16 protein-coding genes are annotated in these 23,107 nt (G+C 70.8%); 12 read left to right on the plus strand and 4 right to left on the minus strand.

The features are described 5' to 3' along the window. Positions 1–281: 281 nt before the first annotated feature. Positions 282–3,680, minus strand: a complete 3,399-nt coding sequence (locus OEB96_RS23235; protein ID WP_266218888.1) for a serine/threonine-protein kinase — start codon at positions 3,678–3,680, stop codon at positions 282–284. A 166-nt stretch (positions 3,681–3,846) separates the two neighbouring features. Between OEB96_RS23235 and OEB96_RS23240 the strand changes: the two genes are divergently transcribed. Next, positions 3,847–6,711, plus strand: coding sequence for a hypothetical protein (locus tag OEB96_RS23240; RefSeq protein WP_266218889.1), 2,865 nt, complete (start codon positions 3,847–3,849; stop codon positions 6,709–6,711). Positions 6,712–6,714: 3 nt separating this feature from the next. On the opposite strand, the gene OEB96_RS23245 is transcribed toward OEB96_RS23240, so the two are convergent. Beyond that, positions 6,715–7,014, minus strand: coding sequence for a hypothetical protein (locus OEB96_RS23245; RefSeq protein WP_266218890.1), 300 nt, complete (start codon positions 7,012–7,014; stop codon positions 6,715–6,717). Between the two features lie 15 nt (positions 7,015–7,029). Further along, the gene (locus OEB96_RS23250; protein WP_266218891.1) at positions 7,030–9,660 is read right to left on the minus strand and encodes a lytic transglycosylase domain-containing protein; all 2,631 of its coding nucleotides are present in this window, start codon (positions 9,658–9,660) and stop codon (positions 7,030–7,032) included. A gap of 211 nt (positions 9,661–9,871) precedes the next feature. Here OEB96_RS23250 and OEB96_RS23255 point away from each other — a divergent pair, with 211 nt between their 5' ends. From OEB96_RS23255 to OEB96_RS23305, 11 genes are all read left to right on the plus strand, one after another. Beyond that, positions 9,872–12,313 carry a 3-hydroxyacyl-CoA dehydrogenase/enoyl-CoA hydratase family protein gene (locus tag OEB96_RS23255; protein ID WP_266218892.1) on the plus strand — a complete coding sequence of 814 codons (2,442 nt, stop codon included), beginning with the start codon at positions 9,872–9,874 and terminating at the stop codon, positions 12,311–12,313. 2 nt (positions 12,314–12,315) lie between these two features. Further along, a complete protein-coding gene (locus tag OEB96_RS23260) occupies positions 12,316–13,467 on the plus strand; it encodes an acetyl-CoA C-acyltransferase (protein WP_266218893.1) in 1,152 nt (383 codons plus the stop codon). A gap of 268 nt (positions 13,468–13,735) precedes the next feature. Further along, a complete protein-coding gene (locus tag OEB96_RS23265) occupies positions 13,736–15,046 on the plus strand; it encodes a serine/threonine-protein kinase (RefSeq protein WP_266218894.1) in 1,311 nt (436 codons plus the stop codon). A gap of 63 nt (positions 15,047–15,109) precedes the next feature. Further along, entirely contained in the window at positions 15,110–15,538 is a 429-nt protein-coding gene (locus OEB96_RS23270) for a rhodanese-like domain-containing protein (protein WP_266218895.1), read from the plus strand. A gap of 70 nt (positions 15,539–15,608) precedes the next feature. Next, positions 15,609–16,331 (plus strand): DUF4178 domain-containing protein, encoded by a 723-nt coding sequence (locus OEB96_RS23275; protein ID WP_266218896.1) that lies wholly within the window; start codon positions 15,609–15,611, stop codon positions 16,329–16,331. Next, positions 16,328–17,770, plus strand: coding sequence for a DUF4178 domain-containing protein (locus tag OEB96_RS23280; protein WP_266218897.1), 1,443 nt, complete (start codon positions 16,328–16,330; stop codon positions 17,768–17,770). The genes OEB96_RS23275 and OEB96_RS23280 overlap by 4 nt, the downstream gene beginning before the upstream one ends. A 48-nt stretch (positions 17,771–17,818) precedes the next feature. Continuing rightward, a complete protein-coding gene (locus OEB96_RS23285) occupies positions 17,819–18,028 on the plus strand; it encodes a hypothetical protein (protein ID WP_266218898.1) in 210 nt (69 codons plus the stop codon). Next, positions 18,028–18,285 (plus strand): DUF350 domain-containing protein, encoded by a 258-nt coding sequence (locus OEB96_RS23290; RefSeq protein WP_266218899.1) that lies wholly within the window; start codon positions 18,028–18,030, stop codon positions 18,283–18,285. The genes OEB96_RS23285 and OEB96_RS23290 overlap by 1 nt, the downstream gene beginning before the upstream one ends. Positions 18,286–18,439: 154 nt before the next feature. Further along, positions 18,440–20,080 (plus strand): spermidine synthase, encoded by a 1,641-nt coding sequence (locus OEB96_RS23295; protein ID WP_266218900.1) that lies wholly within the window; start codon positions 18,440–18,442, stop codon positions 20,078–20,080. A gap of 6 nt (positions 20,081–20,086) precedes the next feature. Next, entirely contained in the window at positions 20,087–22,228 is a 2,142-nt protein-coding gene (locus OEB96_RS23300) for a penicillin acylase family protein (RefSeq protein WP_266218901.1), read from the plus strand. 3 nt (positions 22,229–22,231) lie between these two features. Continuing rightward, entirely contained in the window at positions 22,232–22,705 is a 474-nt protein-coding gene (locus OEB96_RS23305; RefSeq protein ID WP_266218902.1) for an NUDIX hydrolase, read from the plus strand. Here the strand turns inward: OEB96_RS23305 and OEB96_RS23310 are convergent. Next, positions 22,654–23,103 carry a PPC domain-containing DNA-binding protein gene (locus tag OEB96_RS23310; RefSeq protein WP_266218903.1) on the minus strand — a complete coding sequence of 150 codons (450 nt, stop codon included), beginning with the start codon at positions 23,101–23,103 and terminating at the stop codon, positions 22,654–22,656. The genes OEB96_RS23305 and OEB96_RS23310 overlap by 52 nt on opposite strands. Between the last annotated feature and the right edge of the window lie 4 nt (positions 23,104–23,107).

A 23,107-nucleotide genomic window follows, 5' to 3' on the forward strand; every position in this document is an offset into this window, starting at 1 on the left:
CCGCTCGCGATCGCCGACATCGCCCACGGCCTTCGCCGAGGTACGACGCCCACCCACCAACGCATGGAATGCTCGCACGTTCGCGGAGCAACGCAACCACGAAGTCGAGCCCTCGCGTGGTTTTCTTCGTGCGTTCGCGTTGCGATCGCGTGGCGATGAGCGAGTTGTATTGGCGAGTTGCACAGCGGCTCGCCAGCGCTTGGGCAACTTGCCCAGTGGCTCGGGAGACCAGGGGCCCGATCGAGACGTTCACGCTGCGCGGCATCGAGGACTCGCCCGCCCTACCTGGCCCGAGCCGCCCGCTCCTCGGCACGCTGCCGCGGCCCTCGCGGGCGCCAGCCGCCTGGATCGAGCAGCCACGCCCGCACGTCGGCCACCGCCTCGTCCGCGCTCGCCTCGCCAAACCCCTCCTCCGCCTGCTGCGCCAGCGTCCGCGCCCGCGCTCGCTCGGCCGCACCGCCGCCTTGCCACAGCGCCCGCGCCAGCAGGAACGCGCTGCCCGCCCGCGCATCCGGCAATGCGTCGTCGCGTAGCCTTCGCTGCAGCGCCTGCTCGGCCAGCGCCACCGCCTCGGCGGTCCGTCCTCGTGCGAGCAGCACCTTGGCCAGGGTGTGGCGTCCGATCGCCACGTTGGGATGCTCCGCGCCCAGCGTGCGCTCCCACAGGGCCAAGGCGCTGCGCGCCTCGAGCTCCGCCGCCTCGGGCTGGCCGCGATCGAGCAGGAGCTGCGCGAGGTTGTTGCGCGAGCGCGCCACGTCGGCATGCTCGGGACCCACCGCCGCCGTCGTGATCGCCAGCGCCCGGCGCTGCTCGTGCTCGGCCTCCTCGAGCTTGCCCTGCTCGATGAGCACCTGCGACAGGTTGTTGTACGCGGTGGCCATGTTGGGATGCTCGGCTCCCAGCGAGGCCTCCCAATTGGCGATCACCCGGCGGTACTCCGCTTCCGCCTCGTCGTAGCGATCCTTGGAGTAGAGGACCAACGCCAGGTTGTTGCGCGCGATCCCAACGTTGGGATGCTCGAGCCCCAGCGACCGCTCCCACTGCGCCAGCGCCCCGCGCAGCTCGGCCTCCGCTTCATCGTCCCTGCCCTGCTCGTGCAGCACCAGGCCCAGGTTGCTGCGGCTCTGGGCCACGATGGCATGCTCGGGTCCCAGCGCCGCCTCGAGCATGGGCAGCGCCCGCCGTAGCTCGGCCTCGGCCTCCACGTAGCGCCCCTGTGCATACAGGACGTTGCCGAGGTTGTTGTACGACTGGGCGATGTCGGGGTGACCCGCCCCGAGCCCTCGCTCCTGCCTGCGGATCGCTTCCCGCTGCTGGGCTTCGGCGCCAGCGTGGTCGCCTCGCTGGTTGAGCACCTGGGCGAGGTTGTTGTACGCCATGGCCACGTCGGGATGATCGGGCCCCAGCGCCGCCTCCTGCACCTCCATCGCCCGGCGGATCTCGGCCTCGGCTTCCTCGTAGCGCCCCTGTCCGCTGAGCGTGTTGGCGAGGTTGTTGTGGAACAGCCCCACCGTCGGGTGGTCGGGGCCCAGCGCCTTCTCCATCGCGGTCACGGCTCGCCGCAGCTCGGTCTCGCTCTCCTCGTACCGCCCCTGCGAGTACAGGCAGAGGCCCAGGTTGCTGCGCGAGATCCCGAGCTCCGGATCGTCGGGCGGCAGCGCCTGCTCGCGCAGCTGCAGCGCGCGCCGGTACTCGGCCTCGGCCTCGGCCAGCTCGCCGTCGGCCGCCAGCACATTGGCGTACGCATTGTGAGCGCTGGCCTCCACCACCGGATCGTGGAGCGAGAGCCCCAGGGTCAGCTCCCACAGCTGACGCCCCTCGTCCATGCGGCGCTGCTGATAGCCCACCACGAACATCAGCTCCTCGGCCAGCTCCTGCACCAGATCCAGCCGACGAAAGCGGGCGGCCGAGCGCAGCCCCTCGCGCAGCGCGGCCTCCGATTCCGCGTAGCGCCCCAGCTCCTCGAGCACGACCCCGTGATCGAGCGCCACCTCGGCCACCACCGGCTCGTACGCGATCCCGGCCAGCATCCCCCGTGCCTCCTCGGCCCGTGCGAGGGCCTGGTCGAAGCGACCCGCCCGCAGCTCGGAGATGGCCTCGGCCAGCCGCGCACGGATCTCCTCGACCGCCGCCGCCTCCTCGGGCGGGGGCGGCTCCACGTCGAGCATCAGCGCCTCCACGTCGGCACAGCGCGACAGCCGGGGCAGGCCCCCGACCACGTCGGCCGCGTTGCGGGTGACCTCGACGTCGGCCCCGGCGAGCACCTGCGTCACCGCCGACAGCTCGACCCGCGCGCGATGCAGGCATGCCATGCGCAGGTCCATCACCGTCGCCGACTGCTCGCCGCGTACCGTGGTGGCCTCGCACGCCTCGGTGTGCATCGCGACCCACTCGTCGGCGTAGCGATCGAGCTGCCCCGCGGTGCGCTCCCACACCGGCCCCGCAAACGAGGCCCCCACTCCGAGCATCGCCTCGCGGGCCTGCTCGCGACGCGCTTCGTCCCACACCCCCGCGAGGCGCTCGCGTGCCCCGCTGCACTGCTGGGCCCGCGCGCTCGACCACGACCACCAGCCGGCGACCGCCGCCACCACCAGCGCCCCGCCCCCGAGCCCCCATAGCCACTGCCTGCGCCGCTTGGCGGGGTCGTGGTCGAGCGCCTCGAGCAGCGCCTCCATGCTCGGCCAGCGCGCGACGGGCTCGGGCGACAGCCCGCGGCGCACGGCCTCGATCACCGGACGCGGGACCGGAGGGCTGCCCGAGGGCCACGCGGGCGGCCCAGCCTGCTTTTGCCCGTAGAGCCGCGTCAGCTCCTTGCTCCGAAACGGCGGAGCACCGCAAAGCGCCTCCCATAGCGACAGACAGAACGCAAACTGATCGGCCGAGGGCTCGAGCGGCTCGCCGCGATGCTGCTCGGGTGGCATGTAGCGCGGCGTCCCCATCACCGTGCCGAGCTGGGTGAGCACCACGTCGATACTCCCGCTGCCCGACGCCTCGCTCGGCTGTCCCACGCCGTCGAGGCCCAAGCCGTCGAGACCCAGTACGCTGTCGAGGCTCTCTCCGATCGAGCTGCGGGTCTCGGTGGCGCTCAGCTTGGCCAGGCCGAAGTCGGTGACCTTGACGCCTCCTGCGTCATCGATGAGCACGTTGTCGGGCTTGAAGTCGCGGTGCAAGAGCCCCGCGGCATGGGCCGCCGCGAGGCCTCGGCCCGCCTTGCGATAGTGCGCCACCACTTCGTCCCAGCGCCGCCCCCCCGACCTGGACCACCGCCGCAGGGTCTGCCCCGGGACGTACTCCATCACCAGCACCAGCCCCGCTTGCAGCTCCTCCACGTCGAACACCGCGACCACGTTGGGGTGCGACAGCTGGGCCATCGCCTGGGCCTCTCGCAGCATGCGCTCGCGTGCGTTGGCATCGAGGACCTTGCCCAGCACGAGCTTGAGCGCGACCTCGCGCTGCAGCTTGGGATCGTAGGCCCGCAGCACCCGCCCCATGGCGCCGCGCCCGAGCGTCTCGAGCACCACGTAGCGCCCCTGCATGGTCCCGATGTCGGGCTCGGGCAATGGACGCGGCCGCGACCCGGCATGCGTGGGGGCACCGGTGTCGTCGGGGGTGCCGTCGGGACTCATGAACGCGGTCCGCTCGTCCGGATCGAGCTCCGAGCCGGTGGCCGCGTCGTCCATCACCCGCAGTATCGCAGGTCGACCCAACGTCGTGCGACCGATATCCACACGCACGCTCCCACTTGCGCCCACGCCCGATCGTGCCAACGCCCCCGCGACACCGTCCACCGGGGCACGCGAAGGCCCCTCTGCGCACATCGAGGTGATACCGTGGACGATGATGGGCATGCGGACGATCACCATGGCAGCACGGCGCTCCCGGACCCCCTTCGGCCTCGCGACGCTCCTCGCGGGCATGCTCGCGAGCCTGGCCCCGCCCGCCGCGGCCGAGACCTTCGAGGCCGGCGCGTACATCATCCCAATGGACCTCGACTACCAGGACGACGGCATGCTTCGCGCCTACGGCCTGGTCTACGAGCTGCTGCGCAACCACGTGCCCGTGCGCTGGGTGATCGCGTCGGGCAAGGGCTACGGCGACCCCGACTTCGCCGCAATCGCGGTCGACGTGGGCAGCGGTGCACCCATCGATCACCAGTACCGCGGCGGTCCTTTCGTCGTGAGCGTGGCGGATGCCAACGACGCCGAGCCGATCATCACCGCCTGGCAAGCCGTGTACCCCGAGACCGCGGTGCACGAGGCCACCATGCCGTTCTCGGGCGAGGTGGCTCGCTACCTGGTGGTCGCGCCGACCATCGCCATGGTGGCCGACGGCAACCAGGACATCGCCCGTGGCTACATGCAGGCCGCCGGGATCCCCGACTCCACCCTATCGCTGGCGTGGGCCAACGACAGCCCCGACATGCTCGACGTGGACGAGCTGATGGGACCCACCGACGTCGATCATCGCGATGGCCTGCTGTTCGACGCGGACGGCGATCCCGTCTACTGCCAGCTGATGTCGATGCACTGGGGCGTCAACGACGCCAACGCCAACCCCGAGGTGGTGGCCGAGGTCCGCGAGTACCTGAACAACCCCGTGCACTTCTTCGCCGAGTGCCAGGCCGTCAACGCGTTCGAGAACCTCGATCCGCACGGCTACTTCTTGACCCCCAACGGCTTCCTCATCGGCCAGCGACCCGACGAGGTCGACTACCACCACATGGACAGCCCCTTCGGTCAGCTCGACGGTCCGTGGGAATCGGTGGGCGGCAGCGAGCCGGCCTACACCTTGCCGCCGGGCGACTCGTACAAGGCCGGCGACATCACCATGGTGACCGAGGCCGGCACTCCCGAGGGCGTCAACGACGTGTGGATGACCGGGTTCCTCGACGGCCAGTGTCCGCCCGATCAGCACGAGTGCGGGCAGTACGGCAAGGTCAGCTACCTCGGCGGCCACGAGTACCGCACCGACCTGCCGATGTCGACCAACCCCGATACCTGGGGCACGCGGATGTTCCTCAACTCGCTGTTCGAGGCCCCGTGCGCCACCGTCGAAGGCATTCCGCTGGTCGCGGTCGCGGTCGACGCCCCGCCGCACGTCAACGATCCCAACGTGACGTTGTCGGTCACGTACGTCAACACCAGCTATACCGTGGCCCTCGACGCGGTGCTGCACGACGCCCTGCCCGCGGGGGTCACGTTCGTGAGCGCGTCCGATGGCGGCATGCTCGTCGACGGCGTGGTGACCTGGGACCTGGGCAACCTCGGCCCGTTCGAGGGCGGCGACGTGACCATCGACGTGACGCTCGACGCCTACGGCACCTATGACAACCAGGCCGAGCTCGACTACCGCGTGGGGCTCAACGACTTCGTGCTCACCTCCAACGTCTCGCAGACCGTCTACGACGACCAGGTCGGCACCACCGGCGGTGGCCTCGACACGGGGGTGGATGCCACCGGAGGCGAGGGAAGCGGGAGCGGAAGCGGCGTGGACGACTCCGGCGCTCCAACCACCGGTGTGACGAGCTCCACCGCCTCGGGCGACGACACCGGCGAAGGCAGCGGCTTGGGCGTCTCGGAGGACGCCGATGGCTGTGGCTGCCGAAGCGGATCATCGGGACCGATCGGGGCCTACGGGTGGATGCTGGTTCCGCTCGGCTGGCTCGCGGCTCGACGACGGCGTCGACGGCTCGCGGGCGCGGCCACCCTCGGCGCCACCCTCGTCATGGGCAGCGGCTGCCCCGGCGGTGACGATGCACAGCAGGGCGACACCACCTCCACCACCCTGCCCCCCACCGGCGGTGCAACCCAGGGCACCGTGGAGGACTCGGCCGACGAGACCGGCCCCAAGCTCGACGCGGCGGTGATGGACCTCCCGCTCGAGCCCATGGGCTGCCAGAAGATCGACTTCCTGTTCGTGATCGACAGCTCGGAGTCGATGAAGGACTACCAGGACAACCTCGTGGCCAGCTTCCCGGGCTTTGCCGCGGCCATGCAGGAGGCGGTGTCGGCCGAGGACTGGCACGTGATGGTGGTCGACACCGACGGCCAGTGGAACGGCGCCCCGTGTGCCAACGCGTGCGCCACCCTGGGCCAGTGTCCCGACGAGCCGGCGTTCGCATGCTCGACCCCGGCGCCGTCGCTGTGCGACATCACGATCGGCTCGGGCATGGTGGCCCCGGCCGGCGAGGCCGCGAGCAACATCGACTGCGGACTGGGCAGTCGGCGCTTCATCGACGCCGACGCGCCCGACCTTCCCGGCACCTTCGGCTGCGTCGCGCGGGTGGGGGTGGACGGCAGCCCCGAGGAGCGCACGGCCGACGCCCTGCTCCGGGCGCTGTCCCCCGAGCTCGCGCAGCCCGACGCCTGCAACGAGGGCTTCCTGCGCGACGACGCGATCCTCGTGGTCACGCTCATCACCGACGAGCCCGACGAGGTCTCCGAGGGCGAGCCCATGGACTGGTACGACGCAATCGTCACCGCCAAGAACGGCGACGAGACGGCGGTGGTGATGCTGGGCCTGCTGCCCGACGCCGACACCCCCATGCCGCTGTGCAACGAGCCCGAGGGCGCCCCCCGGCTCGCACAGCTGCTCGAGGCGTTCCCCTCGGGCACCCGCGCCAGCGTGTGCGAGCCCGACTACAGCCCGTTCCTCACCGCGGCGGTCGACGTGATCGCCAGCACCTGCGCCGACTTCGAACCACCCGGGTGAGCGCTACGGCGCCTCGTCGTCGGGTAGATCCACGCGCAGGCACGGCTGCGGTCGCGTCCACTTGCGCCGCGGCGGATCGAGCTCCTTGGGCGGCCGCGGAGGCGGCTGGTCGATCGGATCGACCCCCTCGGCGCCGTCCTGCTCTCCGGCCTCGTCGGCGTCCGCCTGCTCGGGGTGCTCGCTACCGGCATTGCGGCCCGCACACGCGCCCGCGGCTCCCCCCAGCCCCGCCAGCGCCAGCGCGATGAACCGCTGCCGGCGTGCGAGGATCATCCGTCGGTCTTCATCGTCGTGCTCGCTCATGTCGACCCCTCGTGGTCAGAACGCGATGTTGTCCTCGACCACCGGATCCACCGCGTTGCTCCACCGCGGCAGCCGCCCCTCGTAGAGCATGGCATAGGCGGCCGAGACCTCGACCACGCGCCGGGTGTAGCGCTGGCTCTCGTCGAACACGATCTCCTCGATGAACGCGTCGACCTCGAGCGGGCGGCCTTCCTTGCTCTTGGCCTGCAGCCAGCGCGCCACGTTGCTGGGCCCGCCGTTGTAGCTGGCGTAGGCCATCGGCGCCTGGCCGTGGAACTTGTGCAGCAGCTCGCTGACGTAGTAGCCGGCCAGGTGCGCGTTGGTGTCGATGTCGAACAGCACGTCGGGATCGAAGCGGTCGTCGGGGGGGAGCTCGCCCAGACGCTCGGCGAGCTGGTAGCCGGTCCACGGCATCACCTGCAGGGCTCCACGCGCGCCCACGGGGGAGACCACGTGCCGCCGAAAGCGAGACTCGGTGTACATCAGCGACCACATGTGGATCGGATCGATGCCCCGCAGCCGAGCCTCGCGCTCGACCGAGGCCCGAAATGCACGAGGATGCCAGCGCGCCTTGGACGAGCCTCCGTCGCGGCCATTGCCGAGCTTGGCCCACGCGTAGGGCTCGGACAGCTCGTGGCCCAGCGCGCGCAGCCCCACCCGCAGCGCCTCGCGGCTCTCCGCGTCGCGCAGCGACTTGCGGCCGGCCGAGGTGGTGCGCGCCCGCGGGTAGTCCCACTCGGCCTTCCAGCCGAGGCCCGCGATCAGATCCTCGCTGCGGGGCCCACCCTGGCGCCCGTGGACCGAGTCGACGTAGGCCGACGTGGTGACCCGCAGCTCGCGGCGAGCCTCCTCGAGGTAGCCCGCTTCGTAGAGCCGACGAACCCTGCGCAGGGTGGGCCAGGCCTCACCGAAGCGAGCATCGAGCTCGGCAAGGGTGGTCTCGGCCCGCTCCCGCGAGGGCGTACGCGCCTCGTCGACCACCGCGACCAGCGAGGGCTGCGGTGGCGTCTGCACCCCCGCATCGAGCAGCCGCTGCCGCGCCATCAGGCCGTAGTAGCCCCAGGCATCGCCCGCCGCCATCTGCTGCAGCATGGTCGTGCCCTCGGCCTTGGCGGTCGGGTCGGCGCTGGCGAGCAAGAGCTTGCCCAGGAAGTAGCGCGCGCGCCGGGCATCGCCCGAGCGCCCGTCGGCGAGCTTGCGAAAGCCCTCGATCGCATCGGCATCGCGACCCAGGCGATACGCCAGCCACGGATGCAGCCACGCCCGCTGGCCGCGGTGTCCCGAGCTGCCCTTCTCGTACTCCAGCAGCCAGGCCTCGGCCTGCCCATAGCGCCCGGCTCGTACCGCGAGCTCGACCCCCTCCCACAGCCCGGCCAGGCGCGTGCCCTTGCGCTTGCTGTCGATGCGGCTCTGCCACAGCGCCAGCGCATCGTCGTACATCTCGCCGCGCTCGAGGCAGCGCAGCAGCTCGTCGCGCACCGGGCCGGAGCTGGTCGCCTCGTAGATCGGACGCAGATCGTCCACGCAGGTCTGGTAGTCGCGCTGCTTGTAGGCGGTATACGAGCGCGAGCGCTGGACCTGGCGACGGCGGCTCGACGAGAGGTCGGGATCGGCCAGCAGCTCGTCGAGGATCCGACGCGAGGTCTCCAGGCGCCGCAGGCCGCGGGCGTTGCCCGCCTGGTCGACCTTCTCCGCGAACGACGGCGGTGACACCTTCACCTTGGCATCGGCGGCCGCGAGGGCCGACAGCTCCGTCCACGCCTCCTCGGCCTCGGGCTCGCCCGCACGCTCGATCGCGATCGCCCGCAGCTGTGCCGCCGCCTCGGTGGCCTTGCCCGCCTTCGCCAGCGCCCGCGCGTGCTGCAGCTGCAGCACCCCCACCCGCGGATGATTGGGATAGTCGGCCACGATCTGCGACAGGGCCTTGGCGGCCTTGGCGGCCAGCCGCTTGGTGGTCGAGGGCTTGTCGCCGAGGAGCCCCGCCATCGCCTGGGCCTGCAGCACGCGGACCGCCGCGAGGTTGCGCAGCGAGCCCAGCTTGCGGATCCGACCCAGCTCGTCGATCGCGAGCTGGCGCTGCTCGTCGGCGATGGCGACCGCCAGCCCCTCGTCGTCGGCGTGCTCGAGACGCGCGAGCACCAGCTCCACCCCCAGCACGTCCTTGGGAAACCACTCGTCGACGTCCTTGCGCGCGAGCCGGGGCTCGAGCACGGCCACCGCATCATCGGGCCGCCCCAGCATGCGCAGCGCCCTGCCCCGCATCGCGCCATGGACGAACCACTCGGGCGTGCCCTCGGCAGGAACGGGCTCGGCGTCGAGCAACGACAGCGCCGTGGCGGGATCGCGAACGGCCAGCGCCGTTGCCGCCCCTCGACGTCCACGCAGGGGCCCCGCCGAATCCACCGCGTGGTCCGAGCCTTCCCCCAAGCCCGCGCCCGAGCCATCGGTGGTCGCCTTCGCCGACTCCACCGCCAGGGCGCTGGTGCTCGGCTCCGACGGCCTGGAGTCGGCCGACACCGCCGAGGTCGAGGGATCATCGGTCGGAGGCTCGGCCTCCGCGGGACGCGGATGCGATCCCAGGCCCAGGCACAAGAGCCCCAGCCCGAGGCCGAGCACCATGCGACGAGGTTTTCGCGGCGTGGCCACCCTGGATTCGACCGTAGCACGGAGCCCCCACGAAGGCCCAAACAGCGGCACGAACATGGGGGGTGGCGGGGATGAGAACCCCTGCCATCGGCCCGCGAACCGTGCTCCATGGACTGTCACGATCCTGCCCCATTGGAAGGCCCCAGCCGCCCCGGCGCCAGTGCACCCCGCGCCCTTTCACCCCAGGGCCGCCGCCGCTATGGTCCCGCGCGTGAACCTCCAACGACCTGCCCATCAACTCGTCGCGACCGTCGTGGGAGCCGGCACGATGGGGGCCCAGATCGCGGCCCACCTGGCGAATGCGGGCGTCCGCACCCACCTGCTCGACATCGTACCCAAGGGCGTCACCCAGGACGCAAGGCCGTCCGCTCGCAACGCGGTGGCCGCCGGTGCGCTGGCGCAGATGCTCAAGGCCAAGCCCGCTCCCTTCATGGACAGGGCGTTCGCGCAGCGGATCTCCGTGGGCAACCTGGAGGACGATCTCGAGACGGCGGTGTCGAAGAGCGATCTGGTCATCGAGGTGGTGATCGAGCGGCTCGACATCAAGAAGCCGCTGTTCGCCCGCATCGGCGCCGCCGCACCCGCTCACGCGGTGCTGGCCACCAACACCTCGGGGTTGCCCATTGGCGACATCGCAGCCGATCTGGCGCCGGACGTGCGAAGCCGGGTGGTGGGCATGCACTGGTTCAACCCGCCTCGCTACATGCACCTGTGCGAGATCGTGCCGTCGAGCCACACCGATCCGGCCGTGGCCCGCGAGCTGGGCGACTTCGCCGACCGCGTGCTGGGCAAGGGCGTGGTGTACTGCCGCGACACCCCCAACTTCATCGGCAACCGCATCGGCATCGCCGAGATGATGCTGACCTTCAAGGCCGCGTTCGACGACGGCTACACGGTCGAGGAGGTCGACCTGCTGAACGGCAAGCTCATGGGCCGCCCCAACACCGGCAGCTTTCGCCTGGGCGACCTGGTGGGCATCGACGTGGCGGCGCTGGTGATCGGCAACCTCGCCCGGGCCACCACGGGCGACCGGGGCCAGCCCAACTACGACGAGCTCCACCACCTCATGGTCGTGCACCCCTCGCTCGAGACGATGTTCGAGCGCGGCATGAAGGGCGACAAGACCAAGCAGGGCTTCTACAAGAAGACCAAGGAGCGGCTGCCCAACGGCAAGAGCAAGATCCTCTCGCTGGACCTGACCACCCTCGAGTACCGCGAGCGCATCGAGCCCAGCTTCCCCGAGCTCGCCGCGGTGCAAAAGGAGAAGGAGCTGGAGAAGCGGGTCGCCGCGGCGCTGCGCGCCGAGGGCCGCGCGGGCGAGTTCCTGCGCAAGCTCTACCTGCCGCTGTTCGCCTACGCGGCCAGCCGCCTGGGCGAGATCACCGACGGCCCGCGCAGCATCGACGACGCGATGATCTGGGGCTACGGCTGGACGCTGGGGCCCTTTGCCATGTGGGACGCCGCGGGCTTTGGCTGGGTGCTCGAGCAGATGAAGGCGGCGGGGATCGAGCCGCCCGCCGCGGCGGTGGGGCTGCACGCCACCCACGGCGAAGACGCCCGCTGGTACGGCGGCAGCCTCGCCGAGCCCACCGCCTACTCGGCGCAGGCCGGCGATCACGTACCGCAGCCGCCCACCGAGGGCGTGCTGGTGCTCGCCCGGCGGAAGGCCACCGAGGGCGCCGTCGTCAAGAGCAACAAGAGCGCCAGCCTCGTCGACATCGGCGATGGGATCGCCTGCGTGGAGTTCCACGCCAAGATGAACGCGATCGACGAGGGCATCGCCACCATGCTCTCGGACGCGGTCGATCGGGCGGCCAAGGGCGACTTTCGCGGGATCGTGGTGGGGAATCAAGGCGGGCACTTCTCGGCCGGCGCCAACCTGTTCGTGATCCTGGCGCTGGCCGGTCAGGCCAAGTGGACCGAGCTGGACGCCTTCGTCGACTCGTTCCAGCAGACCATGATGAAGCTGCGGCATGCCCCGGTGCCCGTGGTCGCCGCTCCGTTCGGCATGACGCTGGGCGGCGGCGCCGAGGTGACCCTCGCCTCGGCCGCGGTGATGGCCGACGCCGAGCTCTACATGGGCCTGGTGGAGGCGGGCGTGGGCCTGGTGCCCGCCGGGGGTGGTCTCAAGGAGATCGTCCGCCGCGCGTCCGAGTGGGCGTCGCTGGCTCCCGACACCGACCCCTACCCGTGGCTGCGACGCGGGTTCGAGGGGGCGGCGCAGGGCAAGGTGGCGACCTCGGCCTTCGAGGCGCGAGGCATGGGCTACCTGCGGCCGACCGACGGCATCGTGTTCAACCGGCGGCGGGTGATCGCGCAGGCCAAGCGCCGTGCGATCGGCATGGCCGAGGCCGGGTGGACGCCGCCCGATCCCAACGAGCCGATCCACGTGATCGGAGCCAATGGCGGGGCCAACTTCCTGATGGGCGCGTTGCAGTTCGAATGGGGCGGCTATGCCAGCGAGCACGACAAGCTCGTCGCCGAGAAGATCGCCCACGTGCTCAGCGGCGGCATGCGCCCCATCGCGGGGACCATGACCGCCCAGGAGCTGCTCGACCTCGAGCGCGAGGCCTTCGTGAGCCTCGCCGGAACCCAGAAGACCCGCGATCGCATCGCCCACACGCTCAACACCGGAAAGCCCCTGAGGAACTAGCCATGACACAGCTCAAGGAAGCCGTTCTCGTCGCCGCGCGCCGCTCCGCGGTGGGCCGGGCCCTCAAGGGTGCGCTCGCGCGTACGCGCCCCGATGACATCGCAATCGACGTGCTCGCCGGTACCCTCGCCGACCTGCCGGGGCTGCCCAAGGAGCTCGTCGACGACGTGGTGCTCGGGTGCGCCATGCCCGAGGCCGAGCAGGGCCTCAACGTCGCCCGTGTGATCGCCCTGCGGGCGGGCCTGCCCGAGTCGTCCTCGGCGCAGACCATCAACCGGTTCTGCTCGTCGGGCCTGCAGGCGATCGCCACCTGTGCCGAGCGGATCATGGTGGGCGCCATCGACTGCGCCGTGGCCGGTGGCGTGGAGTCGATGAGCATGGTGCCCATGGGCGGCAACAAGGCCGTGCTCAACCCCAGGGTCGTGCGCGAGGCGCCCGACCTCTACATCTCGATGGGCCTGACCGCCGAGAACGTGGCCAGGCGCTTCGAGGTGAGCCGCGAGGATCAGGACGCGTTCGCGCTGCGCAGCCATCAACGAGCCGTGGCCGCGATCGAAGCGGGAAGATTCGCCGACGAGACCGTGGCGGTCGGCACGACCGAGGGCTCGCTGTTCTCGGTCGACGAGGGTCCGCGCGCCGACACCAACGCGTCGGCCCTCGCGGCGCTGCGCCCGGTGTTCCACGTCAGCGGCTCGGTCACCGCGGGCAACTCGTCGCAGATGAGCGACGGCGCCGCGATGGCCGTGGTGATGTCGCACGACAAGGCCAGGGAGCTGGGGCTGTCCCCCATCGCGCGCTACGTGGGCTTCGCCGTCGCCGGCGTGGCACCGGACATCATGGGCATCGGTCCCATCGAGGCGATCCCCAAGGTGCTGAAGCAGACGGGCCTGTCGCTTGGCGACATCGACGTCATCGAGCTCAACGAGGCATTCGCCTCGCAGTCGCTGGCCGTGATGCGCAAGCTCGACCTCGACCCCGACAAGGTCAACGTCAACGGCGGTGCGATCGCGCTGGGCCACCCGCTCGGCTGTACCGGGGCCAAGCTCACCGCCACCGCCCTCGCCGAGCTGCGGCGACGCAATGGTCGCTACGCGATGGTGACCATGTGCATCGGCGGCGGCATGGGGGCGGCCGGCATCTTCGAGCGGATGTAGTCGCCAAAGGGCCGACGATCCCAGCGATCGTCGGCCGACCGAGTCGGCGGTCCTTCGATCGGTCGAACGGACAGTCACGATCTCGGAGACCCTGCCAGACCTGCTTTTCGTAATCCGGAATACATATTGATTGAATTCGAGGACCAGGCGCGGGATCTGGGCCAATTTGGTCCCCCAAAACACAATTGATTAACCCTGTCAATGTGGCTGTGATTACGGATTATTCATCCTGTGATCACCTACCCTGGCTTCAGGTCGATCGTCGCGCATGCAGCCTAGGATTCACCGTCGGACCGAGCCGTATCCCGGCGCCCCCACCCCCGGGGTGCCGACGCGGGTCGACGACGATGTGGAGCCGCAGCGGATCCAGATGCCCAATGCGCTGCGACCGGGCGATCGAATCGGTCGCTACGTGATCCGCAATCGCCTCGGCCGCGGTGGCATGGGCGTGGTGTGGGGTGCCTACGATCCGGTACTGGGTCGACGGGTGGCGATCAAGCTGGTGCGGCACCGCGACACGGTGGAGTCGGCCGAGGCACAGGTGGACGAGCGGCTGCGTCGCGAGGCCCAGGCGCTCGCTCGCCTGTCGCATCCCAACGTGGTGTCGCTGTACGACGTGGGAACGTGCCCCCACGGCGACTATCTCGCGCTCGAGCTGGTGCCTGGCGTGGACCTCGAGCAGTGGCTGCGCACCAAGACCCGCAGCTGGCAGGCGATCGTGGAGGTGTTCGTGCCCGCGGGGCGTGGTCTGGCGGCGGCTCACCACGCGGGGCTCATCCACCGCGACTTCAAGCCGGCCAACGTGATCGTGGGCCCGCAAGGGCACGTGACGGTGGTCGACTTCGGCCTGGCCCGCAGCGCCGAGCTCGACACCACGCTCGGCACCAGTGAGCGCGGCTCCGAGCTCGATGCCGCCGATGCCGATGACGATGACGCCGACGCCGACGACGGGACCAAGCCCGCGCCCACCACCGGAACGCCGCATGGCCGCGTCAGCGGTGACAGCGTCAAGATCCTGCTGTCCGCCAGGCTGACGGGCACCGACATGATCGTGGGCACACGCGGGTACATGGCCCCCGAGCAGCTGATGGGGCTCACGGTCGGCACGCATGCGGACCAGTTCGCGTTCTGCGTGGCGCTGTTCGAGGCGCTCTATGGCGTGCGCCCCTACCCGGGCAAGAATGCGATCGAGACGGCCACCTCGTTTGCCGAGGGACGCATCGTCGACCCCTCTGATCGCCGCGGCGTGCCACGCAAGCTGCACGCCGTGCTGCTGCGCGGCCTGGAGATCGAGGCCGACGATCGCTACCCGACCATGGACGCACTGCTGCACGCGCTGCGCTCGGCGATGCCCGCCAGCGCCCGCCCCCGCCTGCGCTGGCTGGCCGCGCTGGCCACCACCGCCGCGCTCTCGGGCGGCATCGGGGCGATGATGCACGCGACCCTGAGCGAGCCCGAGCCGGCGCCGGTGCCGGAGGTGCTCCGCCACGCCGTCGAGAGCCCGCCGGCCTTCATCGAGGCCGCCGGTACCGGGGCGCTCGACGATGCGCGCGAGGGCAACGCGATCCTCGAGCCGTGAAGCGCTGGCGCGTCAGCCGACCAGCCCCTGCGAGCCACTTCGATCCCTGGCATCCTCCCACCGATGCGATCGTCTGGCCGAGGCCCTGTCTTCGTACTTGCGGCCAGCGTCGGCGTGGCCCTCGGCTGCTCCGCCGCGGAGCCCGCTCCAGCCAGTTCGAGCGCGCCTGCGAGCACTCTCGCGCCCGCCTCCTCCCTGCCCGATCGCGATCCCGCGCTCGCGCATCGCCTCGTGGAGCAGGAGGGCGCGCTGCTGCTCGACGTGCGCAGCCCCGAGGAGTTCGCGCAGGAGCACCTGCCGGGGGCCCACAACGTACCGCACACCGAGATCGATGCGCGTTGGGACGAGCTCGCCACCCTGGTGGGCCCCGACCCCAATCGGCCGATCGTGGTGTACTGCCGCTCGGGCCGTCGATCTGGAATTGCCAAGGAGGCCCTGCTCGCGCAGGGATATCGCCAGATCACCAATCTGGGCGGGATCTCGGACTGGTAGGGCCCTGCACGTCGCGCCGGAGCGTGGCATCATCGTCGCGCTCGCTCCCCGTCCCCGCCCCTCCCTTCCCATGGATCCCTACGGTCAGTCGCAGACCAGCTGCCCGCAGTGCGGCGCTCCGGCTCCATTTCGCGGCACCGCCGTCTCGCTGGTGTGCGAGTTCTGCGACAGCACCATCGTGCGCACCGGGATCGACGTGCGCCTCATCGGCAAGGTCTCGGCCCTGATCGACAACGGCTCGCCGATCATCCTGGGCAGCCGCGGTCGCCATCGCGGCACCCCGTTCGAGGTCGCGGGCCGCCTGCAGGTCTCCTACGGCCGCGGCACCTGGAACGAGTGGTTCGTGGACTTCGCCGACGGCACCACGGGCTGGCTGACCGACGCCCAGGGGCAGTACGCGATCGTCCGTCCCAAGGACCCCTCGATCGTGGCCGGGCGCGTGCCCGCGTTCAACGAGATCCAGGTCAACATGATCCTCAACGTCGATGGGATCGAGGCCGTGGTGGTCGACCGCCGCGGTGCGTCGTACAAGGGCGCCGAGGGCATCCTGCCGTTCGAGGCCCAGCCCGGCATGACGTTCTACGGGGTCGACCTGCGCGGCCACGATGGCGAGTTCCTCTCGCTCGACTATGGCAATGCGCCAGGCCACGCCCAGCCCACGCCCTACCTCGGCGAGGCCATCGAGCTGGCCGCGGTCGGCCTGCATCCGCTGCGGCAGTTCGAGGGCTGGCGCTTCACCGGCTGGAACGGCCCCGGACCGCAAGGGCAGGCCCAACCCGGGAGGTCGCGGTGAGCGGCTACCCTCCGCAAGGCGGCTACCCTCCGCAGGGCGGCTACCCTCCGCAGGGCGGCTACCCGCAGGGCTACGCCCCGCCGCAGGCCCAGGCGCCCGGTGATGGTCAGGGCGCGGGTCCGGGCGCGCGCAAGCTGTTCCGCGAGCCGGCCAAGACCGAGGCGGTGCAGTGCCCCGCCTGCGGCGGCCCGATCACCCTGCGCGGCTTCGGAGCGATCGAGCAGGTCACCTGTCCCTACTGCGGCTCGGAGCTGTCTCCGCAGGACAGCGGCGCGCTGCAGATCATGCGACAGGCCCAGCGCCAGCGGCACGCGTCGGTGCTCCCCCTGCAGGCCCGCGGCACGCTGCAGGGCACCGAGTGGGAGCTCATCGGCATCATCTGGCGCCAGTGCGTCGTCGATGGGATCGCCTACCCCTGGCAGGAATTCCTGCTCTACAACCCCTACCAGGGCTACCGCTGGCTGGTCTACCAGATGACCGACGGCCACTGGAGCCTGGGCCACGCCCTGGCCGGCGCCCCCAAGACCCTCGCGTCGGGGCACCGCTCGGTCCGCTTCAAGAAGAAGGACTACAAGCACTTCCAGACCTCGCTGGCCCAGGTGACGTACGTGGAGGGCGAGTTCCCGTGGACCGTGCACCATGGCGACAAGGCCGTGGCCCACGACTACGTGGCCCCGCCCGAGGGCATCTCGGTCGAGCAGCAGTCCACCGAGGATGGCGGCGCCGACCTGAACTTCACCCGCATGGAGTACATCGCGCCCGGCGAGGTGTGGAAGGCGTTCGGGCTGGAGGGCTCCCCGCCCCCCACCTCGGGCGTGGGCACGTACCAGCCCAACCCCTGGACGCGCAACACGGGCCTCTTGTGGCTGTCGTTCGCGGTGCTCGTGCTGCTGTGGCTCGGCGCCACGGTGCTCTACGTGCAGGGGCGCGAGACCAAGGTCGTGTTCGAGAAGAACGACCTGACCATGGAGCCGTTCTCGCAGGAGATCCAGATCGGGGAGAAGGGCGAGAAGACCACCCTCGACCTGCGGTTCTCGGCCCAGCCCCTGTCCAACGCCTGGGCCTACGTCGACGTGATGCTGATCTCACCGGTCTCCGAGGAGGCCATCGGCATCGGCGCCACCGCCGAGGAGTGGCACGGGGTCGAGGGCGGCGAGTCCTGGCGCGAGGGCGACCAGACCCAGACGGTCACGGTGGGCGGCGTGGAGGGCGGCACGTATCTCCTGCAGATCGTGCCGCAATCGGGCGGCGCCACCGGTCAGCCCGGACCCACCGACCTCAAGCTCTCGGTACGCCTGCGGCAGGACGTGGTGCTCACGCGCTACATCGTGATTCCGTTCTTCGTGATCCTCGCGTTCCCCTTCCTCAACTTCCTGTTCGGCCGCATCTTCGAGGGCCGACGCTGGGCCAACAGCGACTACGCGCCATCGTCCTCGTAGCCGAAACCCCAGCCCGACACCAAGGCAACAACCAAGGCAGCACGGCAGATGATGCTCAAGATCGCATACTGGGTCGTATCGGCAGGCTCGCTGGGCCTGCTGATGTTCGAGGCCCCGTCGGGCTCGATGCTCACCACCTCTCCCGAGCGGGGCAAGGTGACCTCACAACCGTCGGCCCCAGGCTCGGGTGGCAGCACCGTCCGCGGGCACCGGAGCACCTTCATCTGGCTCGGCGGCGGATACCACGGAGGCAAGTGATGAACACACCAACCCATGTCCTGGCCCAGCTCCCCCCGTTGGCCGTTGCGCTCGACACCGGGAGCATCATCGGCGCGCTGATCTACTCGCTCATCGGCATCGTGCTGTTCGCGGTGGCGTTCCTCGTGATCGTCAAGATCGCACCGTTCTCGATCCGCAAGGAGATCGAGGAGGATCAGAACACCTCGCTCGGCATCATCATCGGCGCGGTGATCCTCGGGATCTCGATGATCATCAGCGCCGCCGTCCAGGGCTAGCCGCCGCCTCCCCGTGCCACAGCCCCCGCCGGAGCACGGGCCCCCGCCCCCACCAGTCGCCACCACCCCGGACGACCACGTCGACGCGTCCCCCACCCCGGACGACGCCGCCACGTCCCCCACCGCCCCTGCCCGCACCCGGACCCCTCCGCCCGTGGACGCGGCCTTGGACCCGGCCCCCGCCGCCACCGAGGTCCGCGCAGCCCAGGGACGGCTGCTGCTGCTCTCGGTCATGGTGGTGGCCACCTGCGGGCTGGTCTACGAGCTGATCAGCGCCACCATGGCCTCCTACCTGCTGGGCGACTCGGTCACCCAGTGGAGCCTGGTCATCGGCGTGTACCTGTCGGCGATGGGCCTGGGCTCGTGGCTGAGCAAGTTCGTCACCAGTCGCCTGCACGCGCGCTTCATCCACGTGCAGCTGATCATCGCGCTCGTGGGCGGCTACTCGGCCACCGCGCTGTTCTTCGGGTTCGCGCAGCTGTCCTCGGTGCGACCGCTGCTGTTCGGGATCCTGGGGCTGGTCGGCACCATGGTGGGGCTCGAGATTCCGCTGCTCATGCGCATCATGAAGCAGGGCCAGGACCTCAAGGACCTCGTGGCGCGGGTGCTGGCGTTCGACTACCTGGGCTCGCTGGCCGCCTCGGTGATGTTCCCGCTGCTGCTGCTGCCCTACCTGGGCCTGGTGCGCACGAGCCTGCTATTCGGGCTGATGAACGCCGCGGTGGCGCTGTGGGCCGTGCATGCGTTCGCCAGCGAGCTGTCGGCCCCGCGGTGGCTGCGGGCGCAGGCGCTCCTGGTGCTGGCGCTCTTGTCGGTGGGCATGTGGGGCGGCAAGCGGCTCGAGGATCTGGGCGAGTCGGCGATGTACGAGATGCCGGTGATCTTCTCGCAGAAGACGCCCTACCAGCGGCTGACGATCACGCGCTGGCAGGACGACATCCGGCTCTACATCGACGGCAACCTGCAGTTCGCGAGCCTCGACGAGCACCGCTACCACGAGGCGCTGGTGCACCCGGCGATGGCGGCCTCCGCCGCGTCTCGACCAGTGGTCGGAGTGGCGGCCGGAGTGGCGGTCGGGCCGGGGATCGAGGGCGAAGGTCCGGGCCGGCGGGTGCTGGTGCTGGGTGGAGGCGACGGGCTGGCCGTGCGCGAGCTGCTCGCGCACGACGACGTGGCCTCGGTGGATCTGGTGGACCTCGATCCCGTGATGACCGAGCTGTTCTCCACCCATCCGATGCTGGTCGATCTCAACCGAGCGTCGCTGTCCGACCCCCGCGTGCGCGTGCACAACCGCGACGCCATGGAGTGGCTGGTCGAGCACGAGCGCGCGAGCGAGCCTCCGTTCGACGTGGTCGTGGTCGACCTGCCCGACCCCAACAACTTCTCGCTGGGCAAGCTCTACTCGGAGTCGTTCTACCGCCTGCTGCTGCGACGGCTGCGACCCGACGGCGTGGGCGTGGTCCAGGCGACCTCGCCCTATCTGGCCCCGCGCTCGTTCTGGTGCATCGTGGCCACGCTGCGGGCCGCCGAGCTGCATCCCCTGCCCTACCATGCGCACGTGCCCAGCTTCGGCGACTGGGGCTTCGTGCTGATCTCGCCGCTGCCGCGCGAGGCACCGCAGGCGCTGCGACCGGGGGTGGAGATGCGGTTCCTCGACGACGCCACCCTGCGCACGCTGTTCGTGTTCCCGGCCGATCAGCAGCCCCCGGAGGTGGAGGTGAACCGGCTCAATGACCAGATGCTGGTGCACTACTACGAGGCGGATCTCGTGGATCCGCTGGGACGGCGCGGGTAGCCGGCGATGCCGCGGTGGCGGGCGATCGCGCGCGGCGGGCTGGCCGGCGTGGTGGTGGGCGCCCTGGGATGCGGCCTGACGCCGGGCGAGCTGGTGGCGGGCCCGTCCGAGCCGGTCGAGATCCGCTGGGACCGCTGGCAGGTGCCGCACGTGCGAGCCCGCAGTCGCGAGGGCGTGGCCTACGGCCTGGGCTACGCGCAGCTGCGGGCCTACCCCGAGGAGCTCCTGCAGCTCTATGCGGTGGCCCGGGGCGAGGCGGCCGAGCACTGGGGCACGCGCTACCGCAGCTCGGATCGCATGGTGCGTACGCTGGGGCTGGCCGAGCACGCCGAGCGCGACCTCGCAGGAGCCTCCGCCGGGCTGCGGGCCGAGCTCGAGGCGTTCGCACGCGGCATGAACGACTACGCCGCGGCGCACCCCGAGGCCATCCCCAGGCTGGCGCGCCGCGTGCTCCCGGTACGGCCGAGCGACCCGCTGGCGCACGGGCGACGGGTGCTGCTGTGCTTCTTGCTGCTGACGGGGCAGCGGCCCCTGGTGCTGTCGATCGACGGGGAGGTGATGCCGACGGTGGCCGGATCCAACCTGTGGGCGATCGGTCCCTCGCGGTCCGCGAGCGGACACGCGATGCTGCTGGCCAACCCGCACCTTCCGTGGGGACCACCGGCCCTGCGCATGTTCGAAGCGCACCTGCGGGGACCCGACGCGCCGCTCTACGGGGCAACGCTGCTGGGGTTCCCGGTGCTGATGCTCGGGTTCAACGACGCGATCGCATGGTCGCACACGGTCAACGTGCTCGATGCCGCGGATCTCTACGAGCTACGACCGCAGGAGGGCGGGTATCGCTTCGATGGCGAGGTGCGGCCGTTCGAGGAGCACACCGAGACGATGCGCGTGAAACGGAAGGTCGGCTGGCCCAAGAAGGAGACGGTTCGGATCCGCCGCTCCGTGCATGGACCGGTGATCGAGCTCGCCGACGGACGCCTGATGGCGGTGCGCACCGGGCTCGACGATGTCGGCGCGGGCTGGCTCGAGACCTGGGCTGCCATGGGTCGGGCGCGAACGCTCGAGGAATTCGAAGGAGCGCTGCGGACGGGCAACCTCCCGATGTTCACGGTGGGCTACGCCGATCGCGACGGCCACGTGCTCTATCTCAGCGCCGGTCGGATCTTCGATCGCCGCGGCACCCCCGAGGGCGGTGACTTCGGCACGTGGTGGGGCGCCCCGCTGCCCGGCGACACCTCGACCGCGCTGTGGACCGAGCAGCTCCCCTACGAGGCACTTCCACGGGTGATCGATCCTCCGTCGGGATTCGTGCAGAACGGCAACGGCGTGCCGTGGCTGGCCACCCTGCCCTCGCCGTTTCCCGCCGAGCAGCCGGCGGCCCTGCCCCCGCGGAGGTTCGTGGGCATGCGAGAGCTGCATGGGCTGCGCATGCTGCTCGACGACGAGGCGATCGACTTCGACGAGCTGCGTGCGCTGCGATACGACAGCCGCCTCGAGCTGGCCGATCACGTGCTCGACGATCTGTTGTCGGCCGCCGCCCGGGCGGAGCCTTCGGGGCTCGTACCCCGGGCGGCGGCGGTGCTGACCGCGTGGGATCGCACCGCGGCCGAGCGCACGGGCTCGCACGGTGCCACGCTGTTCGAGGCCTGGGCCCGCCGGGCGATGGCGCGACCCGATCCGTTCGCCGTGCCATGGTCGGAGCAGGACCCGCTGCGTACGCCGATGGGCCTGCGCGAGCCAAGCACGGCCCTGGAGGATCTCGAGGCCGCTGCACTCGAGGTCGAAGCCGCGCACGGACGGCTCGATCCGCCGTGGGCGCAGGTGCATCGCTTCCGCGACGACCTGCCCGGCGCCGGGGCCTCGGGCGAGGCGCTGGGCTCGTTCTTCACCATCGAGCACGAGCCCGGCAAGGGCGGCAGCATGCATCCCATGGGCGGCGACACCTTCGTGGCGATCGTGGAGCTGCGACCCGAGGGGCCGCGGGCGGAGGTGGTGCTCGCCTACGGCAACGCCAGCCCCAACGGGCCCCACGGCGGCGATCAGCTCGAGCTGCTGGCCACGGGTACGATGCGGGCGCCGCGGCTCGACTCGGCCGAGATCGACGCCGAGGCGGTCGAGTCGGTACGCTTGGTCATGACCCGGTGAGCCATGGCGGGTTTCCATCACGGAGTGGTCGCGATCGTGACCAACGCAGCGCGAACCCGCTTCTTCCTCCAGCAGAAGGACGAGCACTACGAGCCGTTTCCGCTCGGCTACAGCCTGTTCGGGGGCGCGATCGAGGAAGGCGAGGATCTCGGCGAGGCGCTCGCCCGCGAGCTGCGAGAGGAGCTCGGCCCCGCAGCCCACGCACTCATCGACGCGACGCCGCAGCCGATCTTCCTGCGCCGCACCATGACCGAGGGGTTCGTGTTGTCGCTCTTCGAGCTCGTACTCGACGATCCAATCCTCGACGCCCTGGCCCGGACCCCCGTGCTCGAAGGCAAGCGCGGCGTGGTGCTCCGCCGAGCGGAGCTGCGGGCAACGCCGCTCATCTGGGGGCTCCAGGAGATCGTGCTCGCGTATCTCGAGCGTCACGCCGAGGACGAGCCGTCGCCGCGGGCCGGTCCCACCCGCAGCTCGTAGTAGCCGTAGGTCGAATCGAGCACCCGGTCGAACGACAGGCCCTCGAGCCGCGCGACCACCAGCTCGAGCGTGGTGTAGATCGAGCCACCGAGTTCCAGGTGCCCGCCGTACACCCTGCCCTCGCCGTCCGCAATGGTCGCATGCAGGTGAGCCCCGGCGTCCGAGAGCGTGCCCACCAGGGAGGTGATCTCGAAGTGCCCCTCGAGCACCGTCGCCTGCTCGCGGTTGGCAAAGCGAAGGCATGCTCGGGTGAGCGAGCCGACCGCGGTCACGATGCAGGCGGCCGGCACCCGCTCGTCCCGCGCCCAGCGCTCGAGCTCGGCCAGGGGATCCTGGCCCGGGCGCAGCCGCATGGCGTGGGCACGCAGCGTGGCCACGGGGCTGGGTTCGCGGCTCATCCGC

This window comes from Paraliomyxa miuraensis (genome assembly GCF_026337845.1).
Taxonomy (GTDB): domain Bacteria; phylum Myxococcota_A; class Polyangia; order Nannocystales; family Nannocystaceae; genus Paraliomyxa; species Paraliomyxa miuraensis.

Excerpts from the sequence above, each read along its gene's own strand:
- OEB96_RS23300 (WP_266218901.1), top strand. The coding sequence starts at position 20,087 with ATGCCGCGGTGGCGGGCGATCGCGCGCGGCGGGCTGGCCGGCGTGGTG.
- OEB96_RS23305 (WP_266218902.1), top strand. The coding sequence starts at position 22,232 with ATGGCGGGTTTCCATCACGGAGTGGTCGCGATCGTGACCAACGCAGCG.
- OEB96_RS23235 (WP_266218888.1), bottom strand. The coding sequence starts at position 3,680 with ATGGACGACGCGGCCACCGGCTCGGAGCTCGATCCGGACGAGCGGACC.
- OEB96_RS23265 (WP_266218894.1), top strand. The coding sequence starts at position 13,736 with ATGCAGCCTAGGATTCACCGTCGGACCGAGCCGTATCCCGGCGCCCCC.
- OEB96_RS23260 (WP_266218893.1), top strand. The coding sequence starts at position 12,316 with ATGACACAGCTCAAGGAAGCCGTTCTCGTCGCCGCGCGCCGCTCCGCG.
- OEB96_RS23275 (WP_266218896.1), top strand. The coding sequence starts at position 15,609 with ATGGATCCCTACGGTCAGTCGCAGACCAGCTGCCCGCAGTGCGGCGCT.
- OEB96_RS23285 (WP_266218898.1), top strand. The coding sequence starts at position 17,819 with ATGATGCTCAAGATCGCATACTGGGTCGTATCGGCAGGCTCGCTGGGC.
- OEB96_RS23245 (WP_266218890.1), bottom strand. The coding sequence starts at position 7,014 with ATGAGCGAGCACGACGATGAAGACCGACGGATGATCCTCGCACGCCGG.
- OEB96_RS23310 (WP_266218903.1), bottom strand. The coding sequence starts at position 23,103 with ATGAGCCGCGAACCCAGCCCCGTGGCCACGCTGCGTGCCCACGCCATG.
- OEB96_RS23240 (WP_266218889.1), top strand. The coding sequence starts at position 3,847 with ATGCGGACGATCACCATGGCAGCACGGCGCTCCCGGACCCCCTTCGGC.
- OEB96_RS23270 (WP_266218895.1), top strand. The coding sequence starts at position 15,110 with ATGCGATCGTCTGGCCGAGGCCCTGTCTTCGTACTTGCGGCCAGCGTC.
- OEB96_RS23290 (WP_266218899.1), top strand. The coding sequence starts at position 18,028 with ATGAACACACCAACCCATGTCCTGGCCCAGCTCCCCCCGTTGGCCGTT.